Below are 19,987 nucleotides of genomic sequence, written 5' to 3' on the forward strand. Positions count from 1 at the left end.
GGCTCAACAGACAACCGCCTTCGCGGAATACCGTACGGCTGGAGCCGCGTAGTGCACCGCGCCGTGAGGCGACCTGGCATCCGATCCAGGGGAGCCGGACCGTGAGGTCCGGCTTTCGTGGTTTTCACGGCAGCACGCATAGAGTGCAACGGTGACAACGGTTGCGGTGGAGAAGCACCACTGGGGATCACGCCGGTTCCTCGGCATCCCCGAGTACCGCAGACTCCTCGCGACCCGCCTCGCCTCGCAGTGGGGCGACGGACTCTTCCAGGCCGGGCTCGCCGGCGCTGTGCTCTTCAACCCCGAACGACAGGCCGATCCGCTGGCCATCGCGGCCGGGTTCGCGGTGCTCCTGCTGCCGTACTCGCTCGTCGGACCGTTCACGGGCGCGCTGCTCGACCGGTGGGACCGCAAGAAGGTCATCGTCGTCGCGAACGTCGCGCGCGCCACGTTCGTCCTGCTCACGGCCGCGGCGGTCGGGTCGGGGCTGAGCGGGCTGCCGCTGTACGTCTCCGCGCTGATCGTCATGGGCATCGGGCGGTTCGTCGGGTCCGGGCTCAGCGCGTCGCTGCCGCACGTCGTTCCCGAGAACCACCTGGTCGAGGCGAACGCGCTGGCCACGACGGCCGGGGCGATCATGGCCGTCGTCGGTGCCGCCTGCGCGATCGGGTTCCGCACGATCCTCGGCGCCGGGGACGGCGGGTCGGGGTGGACCACGAGCATCGCCGTGGTCGGGCTGTTGCTCGGGGCGTTCATCGCCAGCCGGTTCAGGGCGGGCGTGCTCGGGCCGGACGAGGTCGACGAGCCGCACAACGCGTTCAAGGCCGTCGCGCGCGGTCTGCTGGACGGCGGCAAGGCCACCCTGCACACGCCGAGCGTCACGGCCGGGCTCGCGGCACTGCTCGCGCACCGCGCCGGGTTCGCCATCAGCCTGATGATCACGCTGCTGCTGATGCGCTACAGCCTGGAGGACGTCGGCATCCTCAAGGCCGGCATCGGCGGGCTCGGTGAGGTCGCCGTCGCGGGCGGCGCGGGCATTCTGCTCGCGGGTGTCCTGACCGACCGCATCGTCGACAGGTTCGGCACCTCCCGCACGATCTGCGGCGCGTTGATCCTCACCGCCGTCGCGCAGGTCGGGCTCGGGTTGCCCATGACGCTGCCGACCATCCTGATGGCCGGTTTCGTGGTCATCTTCGCCGGTCAGGTCGTCAAGCTCTGCGTGGACACCGCGGTGCAGCACGACGTCGGCGACGAGGTGCGCGGACGCGTCTTCGCGCTCTACGACACCCTCTTCAACGTCACGCAGGTCACCGCGGTGACCATCACCGCGACGGTGGTCCCCCTGCACGGGCGCTCGCCCGGCCTCATCATCACCGCCGCCGTCCTCTACCTGATCGGCGTGGGCGCCTACCTGCTGCTCCTAGCGCGGAAACGGCAGGTGCAGCATTCCGGCCTCGTGCGCGAAGACGACAGCGGCCACCCGATCGGTTAGATCCAGGCGCCGCAGGATCTCCTCCACCTCGTCGGCCACCCGTTGCTGCGCGAAGCCGAGCACGCGCGCGATCTCGTGGTCGGCGTGACCTCGCGCGAGACACCTCAGCACGGCCCGTTGGTCGTCGGTCAGCACGCCCAGGTCGTTTGTGGCAGGACCAGCGGAAAGTCCCCAAGTGAACATCTGCATCACCCCCATGAGCAGTACCCATGGTGCCTCCCCGCGCTGACGCTTCGCTAACGCGGGGATTCCATTCGCTCACGATGAGTCACGGAGCGGGTGGTGTGATGCCCTGCTCGCGCGCCCAGCCGAGCAACGCGGCCTCGGCCTCGTCGCGGTCCAGCGGCCCCTTGTCGAGCCTGAGCTCCTTGAGGAACTTCCACGCGGCACCGACCTGAGGACCAGGCGGAAGGCCGAGCAACTTCATGATCTCGTTGCCGTCGAGGTCCGGCCGTACGCGCGCGAGGTCCTCTTCGGCCGCGATGCGCGCGATGCGCTCCTCAAGAGAGTCGTACGTCCGGCGCAGCAGGTTCGCCTTGCGCTTGTTCCTGGTCGTGCAGTCAGCACGGACGAGCTTGTGCAACCGCGTCAGCAGGTCACCCGCGTCGGTCACGTACCGCCGCACGGCCGAGTCGGTCCACTCGCCGTTGCCGTAGCCGTGGAAGCGCAGGTGGAGGTAGACGAGCTTGGCGACGTCCTCGGTGATCTCCTTCGAGTACCGCAACGCCCGCAAGCGCTTGCGGACCATCTTCGCGCCCACGACCTCGTGGTGGTGGAACGAGACGCCGCCGCCGGGCTCGAACTTCCTGGTCGCCGGTTTGCCGATGTCGTGCAGGAGGGCCGCGATCCGCAGCACCAGATCGGGTGAATGATCAACATCTTCAAGATCAATTGCCTGCTCGAGCACAACCAGCGAGTGGTCGAAGACGTCCTTGTGCTGATGGTGTTCGTCGATTTCCAGCTTCATGGCCGTGAGCTCTGGCAACACGATGTCTGCCAGGCCGGTCTCGACCATGAGCTCGATGCCGCGGCGCGGGTGCGCGCCGCACAGGAGCTTCGAGAGCTCGACCTGCACGCGCTCCGGCGTGATGCGGGTGAGTTCGCCTGCCATCGACCGCATCGCCTCGACCACCCGCGGCGCCGCGGTGAAGCCGAGCTGGGAGACGAACCGCGCGGCGCGCAGCATGCGCAACGGGTCGTCGCCGAACGACTCCTGCGGGGTCGCCGGCGTGTCCAGCACGCCGTCACGGGCGGCCTGAAGGCCTCCGGTCGGGTCCACGAACTCGCGGGCCGCGACGTCGAACGCCATCGCGTTGACCGTGAAGTCGCGGCGGACGAGGTCGCCGTCGATGGTGTCGCCGAACGTCACCTCGGGGTTGCGGGTGACGCCGTCGTAGACGTCCGCGCGGAAGGTCGTGATCTCGATGATCTCGCCCTTCTTGGACGCACCGACCGTGCCGAACGCGATGCCGGTGTCCCACTGCGCGTCGGCCCAGCCGCTCAGCAGCTGCTGGATCTCGGCGGGCCGGGCGTCCGTGGTGAAGTCGAAGTCGTTCGTCGGGCGGCCCAGCACGGCGTCGCGCACACTGCCACCTACGAGGTAGAGGCGCTTGCCCTCGGCGGTGAACCGAGCGGCGAGCTCAGCTACGACTGGTGTGATGGTGGGCTGTTCCACCACCGCATTCTGCTGGAGCGATCGAGACACGAGAAACCAGCGTACTTAAGGTTCGTAAGTACGATCGGCCGTATGCCCCCGTCAGCCGCACGTTCCCCAGCTCCCAAGCCGGGGCGCAGGAAGAGGCGCCGGGGCCGGAGGCTCAAGACCGTCGACGAGACGTCGGCGGGTGGCCTGGTGCTCGACGGTGAGCAACGGGCGGCGGTGATCGGAAGACTTGACCGGCGAGGCCGGTTGCTGTGGTCTTTGCCCAAGGGTCACATCGAGGCCGGCGAGACCGCGGAACAGACCGCGGTGCGCGAGGTCGCCGAGGAGACCGGTATTCATAGCAGGGTGCTGCGCCCGTTGGGGTCGATCGACTACTGGTTCGTCGCTGACGACCGCCGGGTGCACAAGACGGTTCACCACTTCCTCCTCGAAGCGCTGGGGGGAGAGCTTTCCGACGAAGACGTGGAGGTCACCGAGGTGGCGTGGGTGCCACTCGGCGAGCTGGACGAGCGACTCGCGTATGCCGATGAGCGCCGTCTGGTCCGCCGAGCAGCCGAACTGCTCGCCGACCGCTGCCGGAACGGGGCGGAGTCGGCGTGACCATGAGGAAGCTCGTCTGCACAGCCGCTGTCGCCGCGTTCATGCTGACCGCCGCGGCACCCGCACTCGCAGTTGAGCAGGATCAGCCGGACCAGGTCGACGCGCTGCCGTTCATGCCGGCGCCGGCCACCCAGGTGTGGGCGACCAGAACGCTCGCGGCCCAGCCGGGCCAGCAGCAGCAGACGTTCCTGCGGCTCGACATCGCCCAGCTCACCCCCCGGTTCGTGACGACGGACTCCCCGGCCACCGTCAAGATCACCGGCAAGATCGTCAACATCGGCGACCGCAAGGTGTCCGACATCGTGCTGCGACTGGAGCGCGGCGAGCCGCTCGACACCGAGGACGACCTGCGCAAGGCGCTCAAGGAGCCCGCGGCCGCCGAGGCGGTGCAGCCCAGGTTCACCAAGGTCTCCGACGCGCTCGAGCCCGGCCAGCAGACCGACTTCACCCTCGAGGTCCCGCTGCGCGGCGACCAGATGACCTCTCTCGCGGTCGAGAAGCCGGGCATCTACCCGATCCTCGCCAACGTCAACGGCAAGCCGGACTACGGCGGCCAGGCGCGGCTCGCGGCGCTGTCGACGCTGCTGCCCGTGCTCGGCGTGCCCGGCGGCGAGACCAAGGGCAAGGCGGGCGCGCCGGCGAAGCTCACCGTGCTGTGGCCGATCTCGGACCGGCCGAGGCTCGTCAGGTTCGTCGAGGACGGCAAGTCGGAGCTGACCGACGACGAGCTCGCCACGTCGCTCTCGGTCAACGGCAGGCTGTACGGCCTGCTCCAGGCCTACGAGCAGGCGATTCCGTCGATGAGCACGGCCATGTGCCTGGCGATCGACCCCGACCTGCTGCGCACCGTCCAGGCCATGAGCAAGGGCTACGAGGTCCGCGGCGGTGGCGAGGGCAAGGGCCAGGTCGAGGCCAAGCTCTGGCTGGACCGGCTCAACTTCGCCGTCAAGGGTCGTTGTGTCGTCGCGCTGCCGTACGCCGACGCCGACCTCGTGGCGTTGAACAGGGCGAAGCTCGCCAACATGCGCGCGCTCGCGGTGACCGACGGCCCGAAGCTCATCCAGGACGTGCTGTCCGTGCGGCCGCTGCCCGACCTGGTGTGGCCGGAGGACGGCGTGCTGGACCAGCCGACGTTCAACGAGCTGGTCACGCCGCTGCCGGACAAGAAGTACACCGGCGTGAAGTCGGTGCTGCTCGATCCGACCGGCCTCGCCGACGCGCCGGGCACCGCACCTGTCGGCATCGCCGGGGAGCACCCGGTGACCGCCGTGAAGATCGACTCGATGGTCTCCGACGCGCTGCAGGGCAGTGACTCCCGCCCGCGGACGTTGTCGGGTGTGACCGCGCCGTTCGAGAACCAGCCGGTGTCCGTGCAGAACGCACTGGCCGTGCTGGTGTTCCGCGCCGGGTGGCAGGGCGACGGCCGCAACGTGGTGGTCGCGCCGCCGCGCCGGTGGAACGCGCCGCTGCCGGAGATGACCGAGTTCCTGACCGCGGCCCAGAAGCTGCTGGCCGGCGGCTACGCGGCGCAGACCGGGCTCGAGGAGCTGACCTCCGCCACGCCGACGGTGACCAACGCCAAGATCACCTACCCGCCGGAGGCCGGTGCGCGGGAGATCTCGCCGGTCATCGCCGACTCCGTGACCACCCAGAGCGTGGAGCTCAACGGTCTGGTCGCGGCCATGCAGCAGGAGGACAGCGAGCACGCCTCGCCGTCTGACCTGGCCGACCCGCTGTGGCTCGGCCTGCTGCGCGCGATATCCGGCGCGTGGCGGTCGAACGAGCAGGGCGCCCGGTCCGCGGCCGAGATCAGTCAGGGCGAGCTGAACCAGCTCACCGGCATGATCGGCGTGACGCAGCCGAACAGCCCGATCTTGCTCGGCTCCGGCGACAGCCCGATCCCGGTCACGATCACGAACAAGCTCGACGTCCGGGTGACCGTGCGGATCGAGCTGGCCGACACGCCGGGCATCCGCAAGCTCGACCTCGCTGACCAGGTGCTTCCCGCCCGCGGCGAACGCGTCGTGCGGGTGCCGGTCGAGGTGCTGCGCTCGGGCCGCTTCCCCGTGAACGTCCGGCTGACCACTCCCGAGGGCGTCGCTCTCGGTGACGCTGTCAAGCTGGAGGTGTCGTCTTCCGCCTACGGCACCATCACGGTGATCATCACCGTGATCGCCGGGATCGCGCTCGTCCTGCTTTCGGGACGGCGCATCTACAAGCGGGTCCGCGCCCGCAACGGCGAGGGCGGCGACGCACCGACCATCGAGAACGTGACACCGGAGAAGTCGAGCGCGTGAGCGAGACAGCCACGACCACCGAGCCAGAGCAGCAGAAGCAGGCACCGTCAGTCGCGAAGGCCAGCGGCTCGATGGCGATCGCGACGATCGTCAGCCGTGCCACCGGCCTGCTGTCGAAAGTGCTGCTGATCGCCGCGCTCGGTGCGGAGCAGCTCAACACGTCGTACCAGGCGGCGACCACGCTGCCGACGATGATCAACGAGCTCCTCCTCGGCGGCGTGCTGACCAGCGTGGCGATCCCGCTGCTGGTCCGCGCCGAGAAGGAGGACGGCGACGGCGGTGAGTCGTACGCCCAGTGGCTGATCAGCATGGGCACGCTGATCCTCGGCATCGGCACGATCGCCGCGGTGGCCTGTGCGCCGCTGCTGACCGACCTCTTCATCGCGGACTCGCCGAAGGCCAACCCCGCGCTGGTGACCGCGTTCGCGTACCTGGTGCTGCCCGGCATCGTCTTCTACGGCCTGACGGCGCTGCTCAGCGCGGTGCTCAACGCACGGCACGTGTTCGGCCTACCCACCTGGGCGCCGGTGCTGAACAACGTCGTCATGATCCTCGTGCTGGTCGTCTACTGGCTCATGCCGGGCGAGATCACCCTCAACCCGGTGCACATGACCGAGCCGAAGCTGCTGGTGCTCGGCATCGGCACCGCGCTCGGCGTGGCGATCCAGGCGCTCGTGCTGATCCCGGCGCTCATGCGGACCGGCTTCCGGTTCAAGTGGCGGTTCGGCTGGGACTCCCGGCTGTCGGAGTTCGGCGGCCTGGCGTTCTGGGTGCTGCTGTACGTCGGCCTCGGCTTCGGCAGCATGACCGTGCTGACGAACGTGGCGACCCACTCCGAGACGGCGCTGGTGGCGTTCAACTACCAGTGGCTGATCGCCCAGGTGCCGTACGGCGTGCTCGGCGTCTCGCTGCTCACGGCGCTGATGCCGAAGATGAGCCGCTCGGCCGCGAACAACGACAACGACCAGATCGTGCGCGACCTGCTGTTCGGCAACCGGATGTCGTCGGTGCTGCTGATGCCGTTCAGCGTGCTGATGACGGTGTCCGGTGTCGCCATCGGTGTCGCGGCGTTCGGGTTCGGCAAGTCCGGGGTGACGGGCGGCACGGGCATCGGTCTCGCCCTCGCGCTCTCCGCGTTCGGCCTGGTCCCCTACGCGATCACGCTGCTGCAGCTGCGCGTCTTCTACGCGATGAAGGACGCCCGCACGCCGACGTACATCCAGGCGCTGATGGTGGCGGTGCGGATCGGGCTCCTCTACTTCTTCCTCGCGGTGTCCGAGCCCGAGCAGCTCGCCGTCGGCGTGTCGCTCGCGATGTCGCTCAGCTTCGTCTTCGGCGCGGTCGTCGGTCAGGTGTGGCTGCGGATCCGCCTCGGACGGCTGCGCACGGGCTTCACCATCTGGACCGTGTGCCTCACCGTGGTCGCGTCCGCGCTGGCGTTCGCGGTGGCCAAGGGAGCGAACGCGCTGGTCCAGAACTTGATCGGTTTCGGGAACCCGGTTGTAGCCGCCTGGGCCGAGGTCGTTCTGGTGACTTTGATCGGTTTGCCGCTCTCGTTCGGCCTTTTGGCGGCGTTCCGGGTACCCGAGATGAAGCCGGCGATCGACAAGATCAACCGTTTGGTGCGGCGGCGGTGACTCCGGCCTGTGAGCGTCGTCCCGTACCCTCGTCTCCGTGAGTAGCGGAGTTCACGCCGCCCTGGTCCCCGGCGGCGTCATCGGCAACGGCCGGTACCGGCTGCTCGCGAAATCTGGCGCCGACGCCAGGTCCAACGCCGAGTTGTGGCGCGCGAGGGACGGTCAGCTCAACCGCGACGTGGCGCTCACCGTGCTGCTGGGCGACCTGGCAGACAACGAAGGCGCCGCCAGAGCCCGTCGGACGGTCGAACGCGCGATGCACGCGTCGTCGTTCACGCACCCCGGCGTGTCGAGGGTCATCGACGTCCTCACGCCCGGCACCGGCATCCGCCCGGACGAGGGCATCCTCGGCATGGTCGTCGCCGAGTGGACCCAGGGCACCGACCTGATGGACCTCATCGCGGAGGGCCCGCTGCCGGCGGGCGTCGCGACCCGCCTGCTCGAACCGCTGGGCGCCGCCATCGAGGGCGCACACCACGCCGGTCTCGTGCTCGGCGCCGACCACCCGCAACGCATCAGGGTCACCTCGGACGGCCGCCTGCGCCTCGCGTTCCCCGGTCCTCGGCCGGACGCGATCGCGCGCGACGACGTCAAGGGCCTCGGCGCGATCCTGTACCTGCTGCTCACCGGCCGGTGGGCGCTGCCGGGTGGCCCGCAGGGAGTCCCGGTCGCCCCGACTGGCCCGGACGGGTCCGTGGTCGCACCGAACGCGTTGCACCCGTACCTGCCGCACGAGCTGTCGTCGGTCGCCGTGCGTTCGCTGGAGGACACGTCGGTCGGCGGCATCCGGACGTCCGCGGCGATCCTGCAGGTCCTCGACCAGATCGCGGCCGAGGAGGCCGAGACCTCGCTCATCCCGGCCGTGTCGTCGTCACGCGATGACGACGACCAGGTCGTGTGGACGACACAGCGCCCGAGGCAGGACAAGCAGCAGAAGAAGAAGCTGTGGATCAGCGTCGCGGTGCTCGCCGTCGCCACGCTCACCGTGATCGTGTGGCTGAGCGTGCAGATCGTCGGGTTCTTCAGCGATGAACCGAGCAAGGGCGGCGGCCCGACCGTGGTGATCAACCAGCCGGGGTCGAACGGCCAGACCGCGCCTCCGCCGGTGGCCGCCGGACCGGTGCAGCCGGGTCAGATCGGCGTCTACGACGTCACGAACCAGCCCGACAACGCGAACCAGGCGAGCAGGGCGGTCGACAACAACGCGAGCACGTTCTGGCGCACGGACAACTACTTCCAGCAGTTCCCGGCCATGAAGCCGGGCATCGGGCTGATGGCGTCGTTCGCGGAGCCGGTGAAGCTCGCGTCCGTCACGATCACCTCGCCCAGCAAGGGCACGCACGTCGAGATCCGGGTGGCGTCGTCGCAGGACGCGCCGCTGGAGGAGACCAAGGTCATCGGGGTCGCGGACCTGTCGGACGGGCAGACGCAGATCCAGCTCAACGACCACGAGCCGACCGGTCACGTGCTGATCTGGATCACGCAGCTGACGAACTCGGGTGGCGGCAAGAACCAGTCGGAAATCCGCGAGGTCCTGTACACCCGAGCCCAGTGAGTGCACGCGGGGAGTTTCCGTTCGCTCCGACGACACGCGGGGCCCCCGCGTACCGCAGGAGAGTACGAAAGCTCCCCGCGTACTCCGGCGCTGCGGACTCGGTAGAACTACCGCCTCACCCTGGGTAGACCTGTCCGGTTGATCTGTGATCGCCCTCGCTAAAGTGCGTTCCGTGACCGCCGCAGCCAGCTCGGACGCCGACCTCATCTCGGCCCACGCCGCAGGTGACCCCTACGCGTTCTCGGAGCTGGTGAAACGGCACCGCGACCGGATGTGGGCGGTGGCGTTGCGGACGCTGCGGGACCCGGAGGAGGCCGCGGACGCTCTCCAGGAGGCGTTCATCTCGGCCTTCCGGGCGGCGTCGTCGTTCCGCGCCGAGTCACAGGTCACCACCTGGCTTCACCGGATCGTGGTCAACGCGTGCCTCGACCGGATGAGACGACGACAAACAAGGCCGACAGTGCCGTTGCCCGAGGCCGGTCCCGGCGAACCCGTCGCTCCCCGTGACGCGATGAGTGACCGGGAGACCAGCCTGATCGTGCAGCAGGCGTTGATGGAGCTGCCGGAGGAGCAGCGGGCGCCCATCGTGCTGGTCGACGTCGAGGGCTATTCCGTCGCGGAGACGGCGCAGCTCCTGGGCATCGCGGAAGGCACGGTCAAGAGCCGGTGTGCGCGAGGTCGCGCCAAGCTCGCCAAAGTTCTCGGGCACCTCAGGAACCGAATCGCAGATGCGAACGTCCCAGCTGACGGTGTGAATGTGCAAGAGCAACGTCAGTGGGAGGGCCGATGACCGGCATGGAACGCGTGCCGATGGGTCCGCCGTGGTCGGTTGACCTCATCGCGGATCTGCACGCAGGCGTGCTGCCCCCTGAGGTCGCCGCACAGCTGCGTCCGAGGGTCGAGGCCGACCCCGAGGCCGTGGAGATCCTGCAGGCGCTGGACGCCACGCTGGAGGACCTGCACGCGCTGCCGCCGATCCCGATGCCCGATCACGTGGCGGCACGGATCGACGCCGCTCTCGCCGCCGAGGCCCGCCCTGCCGCACCCGTCGTGTCGCTGGACGAGGCCCGCAAGCGCCGCAACCGCCGGCTCGGCCTGGGCGGCGCCGGCGTGCTGGTCGCGGCCGCCGCCGCGTTCGGCGTCGTCCTGGCCGTGTCGCCGGGCACGCAGAAGTCCACGGACAACGCCGCTCAGCCCACACCCACGACGTCCTCCGCTCCCGGCAACGCCGCCCCTCCGCTCGCCGTGAAGGGCGACGACCTGGGCTCCGTGTTCGGCGAGGTCCTCAAGGCTCAGAACTACGGCCCGCTGGAGACGCCCGACCGGTTGGCGGGGTGTCTGAAGGGCGGTGGCATCACCAGCACGTCCAAGCCGCTCGGCATCAGCCCGATCACCCTCAAGGGCAAGGAGGCCGTGATGGCGATCCTCCCCGGTGGGGCCGTGGGGCAGTTCCGCCTGGTCGTGCTGGATCCCGACACCTGCGGGCCGGACAAGCCCGAGGGCGTCCTGGCGGACAACACCATCAAGCCGAGGTAGTCGCTCAAGTCACGGAATTAGCTGCACCTACGATCCGTTGAGCCAGTCAGACGACGAGATCGAGGAGTTGCTGGGGCCGTGAGCGTGCGCAACGTGATCATCATCGGATCGGGGCCTGCGGGCTACACCGCGGCGGTCTACGCCGCCCGCGCGCAGCTCGAGCCCCTGGTCTTCGAGGGCTCGCAGTACGGCGGTGCCCTGATGACGACGACCGAGGTCGAGAACTACCCCGGCTTCCGCGACGGCATCATGGGCCCCGAGCTCATGGAGCAGATGCGCGAGCAGGCGCAGCGCTTCGGTGCCGAGCTGCGGGCCGAGGACGTCGAGTCCGTCGAGCTGACCGGCGAGATCAAGAAGGTCGTCGCGAACGGCGTCGAGTACTCCGCCCGCGCGGTCATCCTCGCGATGGGCGCGGCGGCTCGGTACCTGAACATCCCCGGTGAGCAGGAGCTGCTCGGCCGCGGTGTCTCGGCCTGTGCCACGTGTGACGGCTTCTTCTTCCGCGACCACGACATCGCGGTCGTCGGCGGCGGCGACACGGCCATGGAGGAGGCGACGTTCCTGACGCGCTTCGCCAAGTCGGTCACCGTCATCCACCGCCGTGAGGAGTTCCGCGCCTCCAAGGTCATGCTCGAGCGCGCCCGCGCCAACGAGAAGATCAAGTGGCAGCTGAACACCCAGGTCACCGACGTGCTGGGTGACGGCACCGTGTCCTCGATCAAGGTCAAGGACACCCAGACCGGCGCCGAGTCCGAGCTGCCCGTCACCGGCTTCTTCCTGGCGATCGGCCACGACCCGCGCTCGGCGCTGGTCAAGGGCCAGGTCGACCTCGACGAGGAGGGCTACGTCCTGACCAAGGGCAAGACCTCGTACACGAACCTGGACGGCGTGTTCGCCGCCGGCGACCTCGTCGACCACGAGTACCGCCAGGCCATCACGGCCGCCGGCTCCGGGTGCAGCGCCGCGATCGACGCGGAACGGTGGCTCGCCGAGCACGGCGAGGAGCACGCCGAGATCGCGGCAGAGGCCGTCGGTGGCGGCTACGGCAAGAGCAACTGAAGTTTCTGCGATTTAGGGAGAGAACATGGCAGGCGCCACCGTCACGGTGACCGACAAGTCGTTCGCGGACGACGTTCTGACCAGCGAGAAGCCCGTGCTGGTCGACTTCTGGGCGACCTGGTGCGGCCCGTGCAAGATGGTTGCGCCGGTGCTGGAGGAGATCGCCGCCGAGCACGGCGAGAAGCTCACCATCGCCAAGGTCGACATCGACGCCAACCCGTCGATCGCCCGTGACTACCAGATCATGTCCGTGCCGACGCTGATCCTGTTCCAGGGCGGCCGTCCGGTGAAGCAGATCGTCGGCGCGAAGCCCAAGGCTGCGCTGCTGAACGACCTGCAGGACGTCATCGGCTGATCAGCCGGTCAAATATTCGCGTGCAACGCGCAACATGGCCCGCCCGTCTATCGATAAGACGGGCGGGCCATGTTGGTTTTCCGGTACTTCCAACGTGATCCAAAAGCCACTGTCAGTAGCCCTGCATCGATCACTAAGCGCAGCAGGGCACAATGATGGCTTCCCACCTACCGCGCCGACGACGATCGGCGCCCTAGTCGAGCGAGGGTGCATGCAGCTGCTCCGCCGCGGGGACGTCGGAACTGATGTTGCCGAGATCCGGTCGACCCTGACCAGGCTCGGACTGCTTCCGCCGGCCGACCCCCAGGCGCCGCCGGTGTTCGACCAACAGGTCGAGCACGCCGTGCGCGCGTTCCAGCAGCAGCGGGGACTGATCATCGACGGCATCGTCGGCCCGGCTACCTACCGCGCGCTGCGCGACGCGACGTTCTCCCTCGGCGACCGCCCGCTCGCGTACCTGATGTCGCAGCCGACCACCGGCGACGACGTGCTGATGCTGCAGGAACGCCTGCTGGAGCTCGGGTACGACGCCGGCCGCGCGAACGGCGTGTTCGGCCAGCAGACCGAGCAGGCGCTGCGGAACTTCCAGCGCGACTACGGCCTGATCGTGGACGGCATGTGCGGTCCCGACACCGTGCGCGCGTTGCGTCAGCTCCAGCCGAAGGTCCGCGGTGGCCGTCCGGTGCTGCTGCGCGAGCAGGAGCGGGTCCGCAACGCCGGGTCGCGCCTGTCGGGCAAGCGCATCGTCATCGACCCCGGTCACGGCGGCCAGGACCGCGGCGTGGTCGTGGACGGTGTCTCCGAGGCCGACCTGATGCTGGACCTCGCCCGCCGGTTGGAGGGCAAGATGGCCGCCACCGGCATGGAGGCGCTGCTCACCCGCGGGCCGAACAACTGCCCGGACGAGGCCGAGCGCGCCCGGTTCGCGAACGAGGCCGGCGCCGACCTGATCCTGTCGCTGCACAGCGACGGCAACTCGTCGCCGAACGCGCAGGGCGTGGCGACGTTCCACTACGGCACGGGCAACGGCACGTCGTCGACGGTCGGTGAGGCGCTGGCCGGGTTCATCCAGCGCGAGGTCACCGCCCGCACGTCGATGCGGAACTGCGGCTCGCACCCGAAGTCGTGGGACCTGCTGCGGCTCACCCGCTGCACGGCCGTCCGCGTCGAGGTCGGCTACCTGACGAACACCGAGGACCGCGCACGCCTGGCGACTCCCGGTTTCCGCGACATCGTGGCCGAGGGCATCCTCGTGGCCGTGAAGCGCCTGTACCTGCTCGGCAAGGACGACCAGCCGACGGGCACGTTCACGTTCAACGACCTGCTGCGCTACGAGATGTCGAAGAGCTGATCGGACTGACGAAAAAGGGCCCCTGCGAAGGGGCCCTTTTTCGTGTGGTCAGACGGGACGGAAGCTCGGTTCCGCGGTGGAGACGGTGACACTGTTGAGCAGCCTTTCGAGCGCTGCCTCGACGTCTTCCTTCCACGTGATGGCGCTGCGCAGCTCCAGACGCAACCGGGGCCAGCGCGGATGCGGCCGCACGGTCTTGAAACCGACGCTCGTCAGGAAGTCCGCGGGCGTGACGCAACTGCGTTCTTCTTCGTCCGGGCGCATGTCGCCGAACGCCTCGATGGCCTTCACGCCACGACGCGTCAGATCCTTCGCCACGGCCTGAACGAGCACGCGCCCGAGTCCTCCCCCTCGGAACTCCGGAAGGACCTCCAGCGACGTCATGAGGACCGCGTCCGGGCTCACCGGGGACGTGGGGAAGGCGGCGCTGCGCGGAACGGCGGCAGGCGGTGCGTAGAACACCGAACCAGCAGGGATTCCGTCGCAGTAGATGAGGCGACCGCACGAACCCCATTCGAGCAGGACGCTGGAGACCCAGGCTTCCTTCTCGAATTCGGTGTCGCCGTATTCCTCGGCCTGTTCACGCAGGTGAGGGGCCAACTCCCAGAAAACGCACGTCCTGCTGTGCTTGGAGAGATGCTCCAGGTTGTCCAGCGTGACGCCCACAACGCGTCGCGACACCCCGACCTCCACCCCTTGGCACGCACAGTTCAACCCGTACGAGGGTAGGCGAATGTGACGGAACCCGGAAGGTACGTGCCCTGAACGGGACGACGGTTACACTCGCTCGGGACATTTCCCATTCAGGAGTCCCTCATGACGATGCCCGGACAGCCCGCGAAGCAGGGCCCCAGAAGCCTCGACCCCCACCTCCGCCGCTACGCAGCGCGCACGGCAGGGATGACGGCATCGGAGATCCGGGCACTCTTCGCAGTCGCGTCCCGTCCTGAGGTCGTGTCGCTGGCCGGCGGCATGCCGCACCTGGCCGCGCTGCCGATGGACTCGCTGTCGGAGGAGATCGGCCAGCTCGTCGCCACCGAGGGCCTGGTGGCCCTGCAGTACGGCTCGGCGCACGGTGTTCCGTTGCTGCGCGAGCAGATCTGCGACGTCATGGCGATGGAAGGCATCAACGGCCACCCGGACGACGTGGTGGTGACCGTCGGCTCGCAGATGGGCCTCGACATGGTCACCCGGATCTTCTGCGACCCCGGTGACGTGGTGATCGCCGAGGGTCCCTCCTACGTGGGCGCTCTCGGGTCGTTCACCGCGTACCAGGCGAACGTAGTGCACGTCGCGATGGATGCTGACGGGCTCGTGCCGTCGCTGCTGCGAGAGGCGCTGGAAGCCTGTAAACGCGCTGGTCAGCGGGTCAAGTTCCTCTACACGATCCCGAACTTCCACAACCCGGCCGGCGTGACGCTGGCGGTGTCGCGGCGGGCCGAGATCCTGGAGATCTGCCGCTCGTACGGCGTGCTGGTCGTGGAGGACAACCCGTACGGACTGCTCGGGTTCGACGGACAGACCTACCCGGCGCTGCGGTCGATGGACCCGGACAACGTCGTGTACCTGGGGTCGTTCTCGAAGACGTTCGCCGCCGGTCTGCGGGTCGGCTGGGTGCTGGCGCCGCACGCGGTGCGCGAGAAGCTGGTGCTGGCGGCCGAGTCGGCCACGCTGTGCCCGCCGACGCTGAACCAGATGATCGTGTCGCGCTACCTGTCGACCCAGGACTGGAAGGGCCAGATCAAGACCTACCGGGAGGCGTACCGGGAACGCCGGGACGCGGCGGTGTCGGCTCTGGAGCAGCACATGCCGCAAGGTTCCACGTGGAACATTCCGAACGGCGGCTTCTACGTCTGGGTGACGGTGCCCGAGGGCATCGACACGAAGGCGATGCTTCCCCGTGCCGTGACGGCCCGTGTGGCGTACGCGTCCGGCACCGGTTTCTACGCGGACGGGTTCGGATCCCGCCAGTTGCGGATCTCGTACTGCTACCCGACCCCGGAACGCATCCGTGAGGGCGTCCGCCGCCTGGCGAACGTCATCGAGGAAGAGATGCAGCTGCACGCGACGTTCGGGGCGACGCCGGGCCGCCAGCTGTCCGGTCCGCAGACCCCGTCGCCCGACACCGCCTGATCCTTGGAGTTTTGCTGTGGCTGACCGCATGGTCGCTGTGCTGTCCGGTGGGCTCTCCCACGAACGCGAGGTCTCGATCCGCTCCGGCCGCCGCCTGTCGGCTGCTCTGCGGTCGGTGGGCGTGACGGTGGAGGAGTGGGACGCCGACGCCTCGTTGCTGACGCGCCTGCGTGACCACCGGCCGGATGCCGTCGTCGTCGCTCTGCACGGCGGCGAGGGCGAGAACGGTTCGGTGCAGGCGATCCTCGAGATGCTCGGCGTCCCATACGTGGGCACCGACTCGCGGGCGTGCCGCCGGGCGTGGGACAAGCCGACCGCCAAGGCCGAGCTCGCCCGCGCCGGGCTCGCGACGCCGGAGTGGATCGTCCTGCCGCACGCGACGTTCCGGGAGTTGGGCGCCAAGCCGGTGCTCGACGCGATGGTCTCGACGCTGGGGCTGCCGTTGATGCTGAAGCCGGACCAAGGCGGGTCCGCTCTGGGCGCTCAGGTCGTCCGGGACGCCGCGGAGCTGCCGCCCGCGATGGTCGGCTGCCTGGCGTACGGCGACACCGTGCTGGCCGAGCAGTTCATCTCCGGCGTGGAGGTGGCGGTGACGGTGATCGACGGCGAGGACGGCCCGACGGCTCTGCCCGCGGTCGAGATCGTGCCGGAGAGCGGCGTGTACGACTACACCGCTCGGTACACCGCCGGCCTGACCGACTTCCACGCGCCGGCCCGGCTGGACGCCGCGTCGGCCAAGGCGGTCGGGGAGCTCGCGGTGGCGGCACACCGGTTGCTCGGGCTGCGGGACGTGTCGCGGACCGACGCCGTCGTGGCCGAGGACGGCACCGTCTACTTCCTCGAAGTGAACGTGTCGCCGGGGCTGACCGAGACGTCACTTCTGCCGATGGCCGTCGAGGCGGCCGGTCAGTCGCTGGGCGAGATCTACGCCGGGTTGATCGAGCGCGCTGTCGCTCGTTGAGTTCGTCCCGAAGAGCGCGGCACCGAGCGTGATGGTGCCGCGCTTTTTGTTTGGCACGGAAAGCCGATGCGGGGTTCGGGTGAACGGTGCCAAGCTGGTCTTGAAGGGGGACCGATCTAGGGGGAACAACTTGCGCATGCTCACGCTCATCGCCGCTGTCGCGATGACCTTCGGTGTGGCCACGCCGGCGCTCGCGACCGAGCAGGCCGACTGCTCGACCGGGAGTGCCTCGGTGAAGATCCATTGGACCGACGGGTCCGGCGCTGCACGGACCAACTGCTACGGCGGCGTCGGCGCGCTCGAAGTCGGGCTCCCGCGCTCGTCGAGTGTCGAGGCGGGCCGCAACCACGGCTGGGTCGAGACCACGGATTCGGCGGGCATGACCATCCGGCGCTTCTTCAGCGCCGGCGAGGTCATTCCCACTGGTTTCCAGACGCTCACGAAGATCTACGTCGGCTGATCAAATAGGTGACGCCCCGTAGCCTTGCGGCTGCGGGGCGTCATCGTCACCGTGACATAAGGCCCGTGGGTGATCCTATGGGCCTACTCCGATGTCCGAATTGTCGTTTCTGGGCTCATCAGTCCGATGATCCTTTCGAGGTCGTCAACTGACCCGAATTCGACGACGATCCGGCCCTTCCGCTGCCCGAGTTCGACCTTCACGCGGGTGTCGAAGTTGTCCGATAGGCGCTCGGCGAGGTCCTGCAGACCGGGTGCGTGCATCTGCTTGCGCGGAGCGGCCTTCTCCTTCTTGGGCCTCTCGTTCTTGGCGAGCGTCACCGCTTCCTCGGTCGCGCGGACCGACATGCCCTCGGCGACGATCCGTGCCGCGAGGTCTTCCTGCGCGCCGGCGTCGTCGAGACCGAGCAGCGCGCGAGCGTGCCCCGCGCTGAGCACACCCGCCGCCACCCGTCGCTGAACGGGGAGGGGGAGCTTCAGCAGCCGGATGGTGTTCGTGACGACGGGACGGCTGCGGCCGATGCGGTCCGCGAGCTCCTCGTGCGTGACGCCGAACTCCTCCAGCAGCTGCTGGTAGGCCGCCGCCTCTTCGAGCGGGTTGAGCTGGACGCGGTGGATGTTCTCCAGCAACGCGTCGCGCAGCATCACGTCGTCGGCGGTCTGCCGCACGATCGCCGGGATGGTCTTGAGCCCGGCCTGCTGGGTCGCCCGCCACCGGCGCTCGCCCATGACGAGCTCGTAGGAGTCGCCTCCGAGCTCGCGGACCACGATCGGCTGCATGAGCCCGAACTCCTTGATGGAGAACGACAGCTCGTCGATCGCGTCCTGGTCGAACACCTGGCGCGGCTGCTTGGGGTTGGTCTTGATCGCGGTGACCGCGATCTCCCGGTAGACCGCACCGGCGACCTCACCGATCGGCTGAGCCTTGGCCGCGGCAGCCGCCCCGTTGCCGGCCGCCGCGGGGGGCCGGATGGTGCTGGGCGCACCGGGCGGAGGACCCTGGGGAATCAACGCGGCCAGACCGCGCCCGAGTCCGCCCTTGCGCTGCTCCGTCATGCGCCCTCCTCCTTGGCCCCACGCACGGCGATCTCCTTGGCGGCGTCGAGGTAGCTCATCGACCCGCGCGAGCCCGGGTCGTACGTCAACACCGTCTGCCCGAATCCTGGCGCCTCGGAGACCTTCACGCTGCGCGGAATCACCGTCTTGAGGGCGACGTCGCCGAAGTGACCGCGCACCTCGCTCGTCACCTGGTCGGCGAGCTTCGTGCGGCCGTCGTACATCGTGAGCAGGATCGTGGAGATCGCGAGATCCGGGTTGAGGTGCTGCTGCACGAGCTCGATGTTGCGCAGCAGCTGGCTCAGACCCTCCAGTGCGTAGTACTCGCACTGGATCGGGATGAGCACCTCCTGGGCGGCCACCATCGCGTTGACGGTCAGCAGGCCGAGGCTCGGCGGGCAGTCGATGAAGACGTAGTCCGGCTGCAGCTGGTCGAGCGCGTCGGGGGAGAGGGCCTCCTTGAGCCTCGACTCGCGGGCCACCATCGACACGAGCTCGATCTCGGCACCGGCGAGGTCGATCGTCGCCGGCACGCAGTAGAGGTTCGGAGACGTCGGGCTGACCTGAGCCGCCTCGGCGATGGAGATCTCACCGATCAGCACCTCGTAGACGCTCGGCGTGCCGCTGCGGTGCTCGACCGCGAGCGCCGTGCTGGCGTTGCCCTGCGGGTCGAGGTCGATCACGAGCACCTTGAGCCCGTGGATGGCGAGTGCCGCGGCGAGGTTCACCGTGCTCGTCGTCTTGCCGACACCACCCTTCTGGTTGGCGACGGTGATCACCCGGCGGTGAGCCGGGCGGGGGAGCAGTGACTCGTCGGGGTGCAGCACGCTTGCCGCACGAGCCGCCTCTTCTGCAATCGGGGTCCACACCACGGCGCTGTCATCTCCGTTGTTGGTCGGCTTCGGCTTGGGCTTCGACTTGGGCTCGGTTTCACGTGGAACATCGGCTGCTTGGAACTCCGGGTACACGCTCACCGATCCCTCCTCGTCTGGCGCTCGACGATCAGAACCGTCGTCGGCACCTCAAGTACATCCGCTCCTACGACGACGACCTTCCCGTTGACGCCCCCAGCGCGTCCCACGGCGATCCCGTCGCGATCCAACTCTTCCTGCGCGCGCTCGCCCTTGAGCGCCACCATCCGTCCGCCACCCTTGAGGAGCGGAAGGCACCACTTCGCCAACTTCTCCAGCGGCGCCACCGCCCGCGCGGTCACCACATCGCAGTTCTTCAGCTGCGCGCGGATCGGCCCTTCTTCCGCCCGGCCGCGGACGACCGTCACGTTGTCGAGCTCGAGGCGTTCCTTGACCTCCTCGAGCCAGGCGACGCGGCGCGCCATCGGCTCCAGGAGCGTGATCCTCAGATCGGGCCGCGCGATGGCCAGCGGCACACCCGGCAGCCCCGCGCCGGAGCCCACATCGACCACGCGCTCGTTCCGCTGGAACAGTTCTTCGATCACCGCCGAGTTGAGCACGTGGCGATCCCAAATCTTCTCGACCTCGCGGGGACCGATGAGTCCGCGCTCGACGCCGTACTCCTCCAGGAGCCTGACGAACTCGGCGGCACGGTCAACGTGCTCACCGAAGACGAGCTTCGCGTTGTCGGGCAACTCCCCGGCCATGTTCTCCGTCCGTGAGCGTTTCACGTGAAACCACGCGGCGGCGGCGTGCCGGCGGCCGGTGGAAAAGCTGGCGAATGCCAGGGGACCATCATGACGGATCGACGGTGTGCTCCGCCAAATCCTGAGCGCCGTTTCACGTGAAACTTCCAGGAAAGTTGCGTCCAACCGTCTACACGGTCTCGCATCGGGGTCCGGGGGCCCTCTCGGCGATGGCT

The 19,987-nt window shown here is 68.8% G+C and carries 19 protein-coding genes; 13 read left to right on the top strand and 6 right to left on the bottom strand.

The features are described 5' to 3' along the window. Positions 1–151: 151 nt before the first annotated feature. On the top strand, positions 152–1,492 hold the full coding sequence (locus AOM45_RS01830; protein ID WP_081901855.1) for an MFS transporter: 1,341 nt from the start codon (positions 152–154) through the stop codon (positions 1,490–1,492). Here the strand turns inward: AOM45_RS01830 and AOM45_RS49080 are convergent. Both AOM45_RS49080 and AOM45_RS01835 read right to left on the bottom strand, forming a co-directional pair. Next, on the bottom strand, positions 1,421–1,675 hold the full coding sequence (locus AOM45_RS49080) for a LuxR C-terminal-related transcriptional regulator (RefSeq protein WP_162185610.1): 255 nt from the start codon (positions 1,673–1,675) through the stop codon (positions 1,421–1,423). The genes AOM45_RS01830 and AOM45_RS49080 overlap by 72 nt on opposite strands. 85 nt (positions 1,676–1,760) lie before the next feature. Next, on the bottom strand, positions 1,761–3,197 hold the full coding sequence (locus tag AOM45_RS01835) for a CCA tRNA nucleotidyltransferase (RefSeq protein WP_030465640.1): 1,437 nt from the start codon (positions 3,195–3,197) through the stop codon (positions 1,761–1,763). A 42-nt stretch (positions 3,198–3,239) separates the two neighbouring features. On the opposite strand from AOM45_RS01835, the gene AOM45_RS01840 reads away from it, so the two are divergent. The 9 genes from AOM45_RS01840 to AOM45_RS01880 all read left to right on the top strand — a co-directional run bounded on the left by AOM45_RS01840 (position 3,240) and on the right by AOM45_RS01880 (position 13,545). After that, a complete protein-coding gene (locus AOM45_RS01840; RefSeq protein WP_030465639.1) occupies positions 3,240–3,755 on the top strand; it encodes an NUDIX hydrolase in 516 nt (171 codons plus the stop codon). Between the two features lie 2 nt (positions 3,756–3,757). Next, entirely contained in the window at positions 3,758–6,052 is a 2,295-nt protein-coding gene (locus AOM45_RS01845) for a DUF6049 family protein (RefSeq protein ID WP_030465638.1), read from the top strand. Then, positions 6,049–7,689 (top strand): murein biosynthesis integral membrane protein MurJ, encoded by a 1,641-nt coding sequence (gene murJ, locus AOM45_RS01850; protein WP_030465637.1) that lies wholly within the window; start codon positions 6,049–6,051, stop codon positions 7,687–7,689. Before AOM45_RS01845 ends, murJ begins: the two co-directional genes overlap by 4 nt. Before the next feature lie 37 nt (positions 7,690–7,726). Beyond that, positions 7,727–9,244 carry a protein kinase family protein gene (locus AOM45_RS01855; RefSeq protein ID WP_030465636.1) on the top strand — a complete coding sequence of 506 codons (1,518 nt, stop codon included), beginning with the start codon at positions 7,727–7,729 and terminating at the stop codon, positions 9,242–9,244. Between the two features lie 172 nt (positions 9,245–9,416). Continuing rightward, positions 9,417–10,034, top strand: coding sequence for an RNA polymerase sigma factor SigM (gene sigM, locus AOM45_RS01860; RefSeq protein WP_030465635.1), 618 nt, complete (start codon positions 9,417–9,419; stop codon positions 10,032–10,034). Then, the gene (locus tag AOM45_RS01865) at positions 10,031–10,780 is read left to right on the top strand and encodes an RsmA family anti-sigma factor (RefSeq protein WP_030465634.1); all 750 of its coding nucleotides are present in this window, start codon (positions 10,031–10,033) and stop codon (positions 10,778–10,780) included. The genes sigM and AOM45_RS01865 overlap by 4 nt, the downstream gene beginning before the upstream one ends. Before the next feature lie 78 nt (positions 10,781–10,858). Further along, positions 10,859–11,839: a thioredoxin-disulfide reductase gene (gene trxB / locus AOM45_RS01870; protein ID WP_030465633.1), complete on the top strand. Its 981-nt coding sequence runs from the start codon at positions 10,859–10,861 to the stop codon at positions 11,837–11,839. Between the two features lie 25 nt (positions 11,840–11,864). Beyond that, entirely contained in the window at positions 11,865–12,194 is a 330-nt protein-coding gene (gene trxA, locus AOM45_RS01875) for a thioredoxin (RefSeq protein ID WP_030465632.1), read from the top strand. A 211-nt stretch (positions 12,195–12,405) separates the two neighbouring features. Next, entirely contained in the window at positions 12,406–13,545 is a 1,140-nt protein-coding gene (locus tag AOM45_RS01880) for an N-acetylmuramoyl-L-alanine amidase (protein WP_030465631.1), read from the top strand. Between the two features lie 48 nt (positions 13,546–13,593). On the opposite strand, the gene AOM45_RS01885 is transcribed toward AOM45_RS01880, so the two are convergent. Beyond that, positions 13,594–14,226, bottom strand: a complete 633-nt coding sequence (locus tag AOM45_RS01885; protein ID WP_030465630.1) for a GNAT family N-acetyltransferase — start codon at positions 14,224–14,226, stop codon at positions 13,594–13,596. A gap of 135 nt (positions 14,227–14,361) precedes the next feature. Between AOM45_RS01885 and AOM45_RS01890 the strand changes: the two genes are divergently transcribed. The 3 genes from AOM45_RS01890 (at position 14,362) to AOM45_RS01900 (ending at position 17,099) form a co-directional block, all read left to right on the top strand. Then, positions 14,362–15,678: an aminotransferase-like domain-containing protein gene (locus AOM45_RS01890; RefSeq protein WP_030465629.1), complete on the top strand. Its 1,317-nt coding sequence runs from the start codon at positions 14,362–14,364 to the stop codon at positions 15,676–15,678. Positions 15,679–15,694: 16 nt separating this feature from the next. Further along, the gene (locus tag AOM45_RS01895) at positions 15,695–16,639 is read left to right on the top strand and encodes a D-alanine--D-alanine ligase family protein (RefSeq protein ID WP_030465628.1); all 945 of its coding nucleotides are present in this window, start codon (positions 15,695–15,697) and stop codon (positions 16,637–16,639) included. Positions 16,640–16,718: 79 nt separating this feature from the next. Further along, positions 16,719–17,099, top strand: coding sequence for a hypothetical protein (locus AOM45_RS01900; protein ID WP_156093591.1), 381 nt, complete (start codon positions 16,719–16,721; stop codon positions 17,097–17,099). Positions 17,100–17,182: 83 nt separating this feature from the next. Here the strand turns inward: AOM45_RS01900 and AOM45_RS01905 are convergent, their stop codons facing one another. From AOM45_RS01905 to rsmG, 3 genes are all read right to left on the bottom strand, one after another. Further along, a complete protein-coding gene (locus tag AOM45_RS01905; RefSeq protein WP_030465626.1) occupies positions 17,183–18,154 on the bottom strand; it encodes a ParB/RepB/Spo0J family partition protein in 972 nt (323 codons plus the stop codon). After that, the gene (locus AOM45_RS01910) at positions 18,151–19,026 is read right to left on the bottom strand and encodes a ParA family protein (protein WP_035909244.1); all 876 of its coding nucleotides are present in this window, start codon (positions 19,024–19,026) and stop codon (positions 18,151–18,153) included. Before AOM45_RS01910 ends, AOM45_RS01905 begins: the two co-directional genes overlap by 4 nt. Positions 19,027–19,124: 98 nt before the next feature. After that, complete coding sequence (gene rsmG / locus AOM45_RS01915; protein WP_030465624.1) at positions 19,125–19,772, bottom strand: 16S rRNA (guanine(527)-N(7))-methyltransferase RsmG; 648 nt, start codon at positions 19,770–19,772, stop codon at positions 19,125–19,127. Positions 19,773–19,987: the final 215 nt, after the last annotated feature.

The sequence above is a fragment of the Lentzea aerocolonigenes genome, from assembly GCF_000974445.1.
Lineage (GTDB): Bacteria > Actinomycetota > Actinomycetes > Mycobacteriales > Pseudonocardiaceae > Lentzea > Lentzea aerocolonigenes.

Excerpts from the sequence above, each read along its gene's own strand:
- AOM45_RS49080 (WP_162185610.1), bottom strand. The coding sequence starts at position 1,675 with ATGTTCACTTGGGGACTTTCCGCTGGTCCTGCCACAAACGACCTGGGC.
- AOM45_RS01840 (WP_030465639.1), top strand. The coding sequence starts at position 3,240 with ATGCCCCCGTCAGCCGCACGTTCCCCAGCTCCCAAGCCGGGGCGCAGG.
- AOM45_RS01845 (WP_030465638.1), top strand. The coding sequence starts at position 3,758 with ATGAGGAAGCTCGTCTGCACAGCCGCTGTCGCCGCGTTCATGCTGACC.
- AOM45_RS01865 (WP_030465634.1), top strand. The coding sequence starts at position 10,031 with ATGACCGGCATGGAACGCGTGCCGATGGGTCCGCCGTGGTCGGTTGAC.
- trxA (WP_030465632.1), top strand. The coding sequence starts at position 11,865 with ATGGCAGGCGCCACCGTCACGGTGACCGACAAGTCGTTCGCGGACGAC.
- AOM45_RS01880 (WP_030465631.1), top strand. The coding sequence starts at position 12,406 with ATGCAGCTGCTCCGCCGCGGGGACGTCGGAACTGATGTTGCCGAGATC.
- AOM45_RS01890 (WP_030465629.1), top strand. The coding sequence starts at position 14,362 with ATGACGATGCCCGGACAGCCCGCGAAGCAGGGCCCCAGAAGCCTCGAC.
- AOM45_RS01905 (WP_030465626.1), bottom strand. The coding sequence starts at position 18,154 with ATGACGGAGCAGCGCAAGGGCGGACTCGGGCGCGGTCTGGCCGCGTTG.
- rsmG (WP_030465624.1), bottom strand. The coding sequence starts at position 19,772 with ATGGCCGGGGAGTTGCCCGACAACGCGAAGCTCGTCTTCGGTGAGCAC.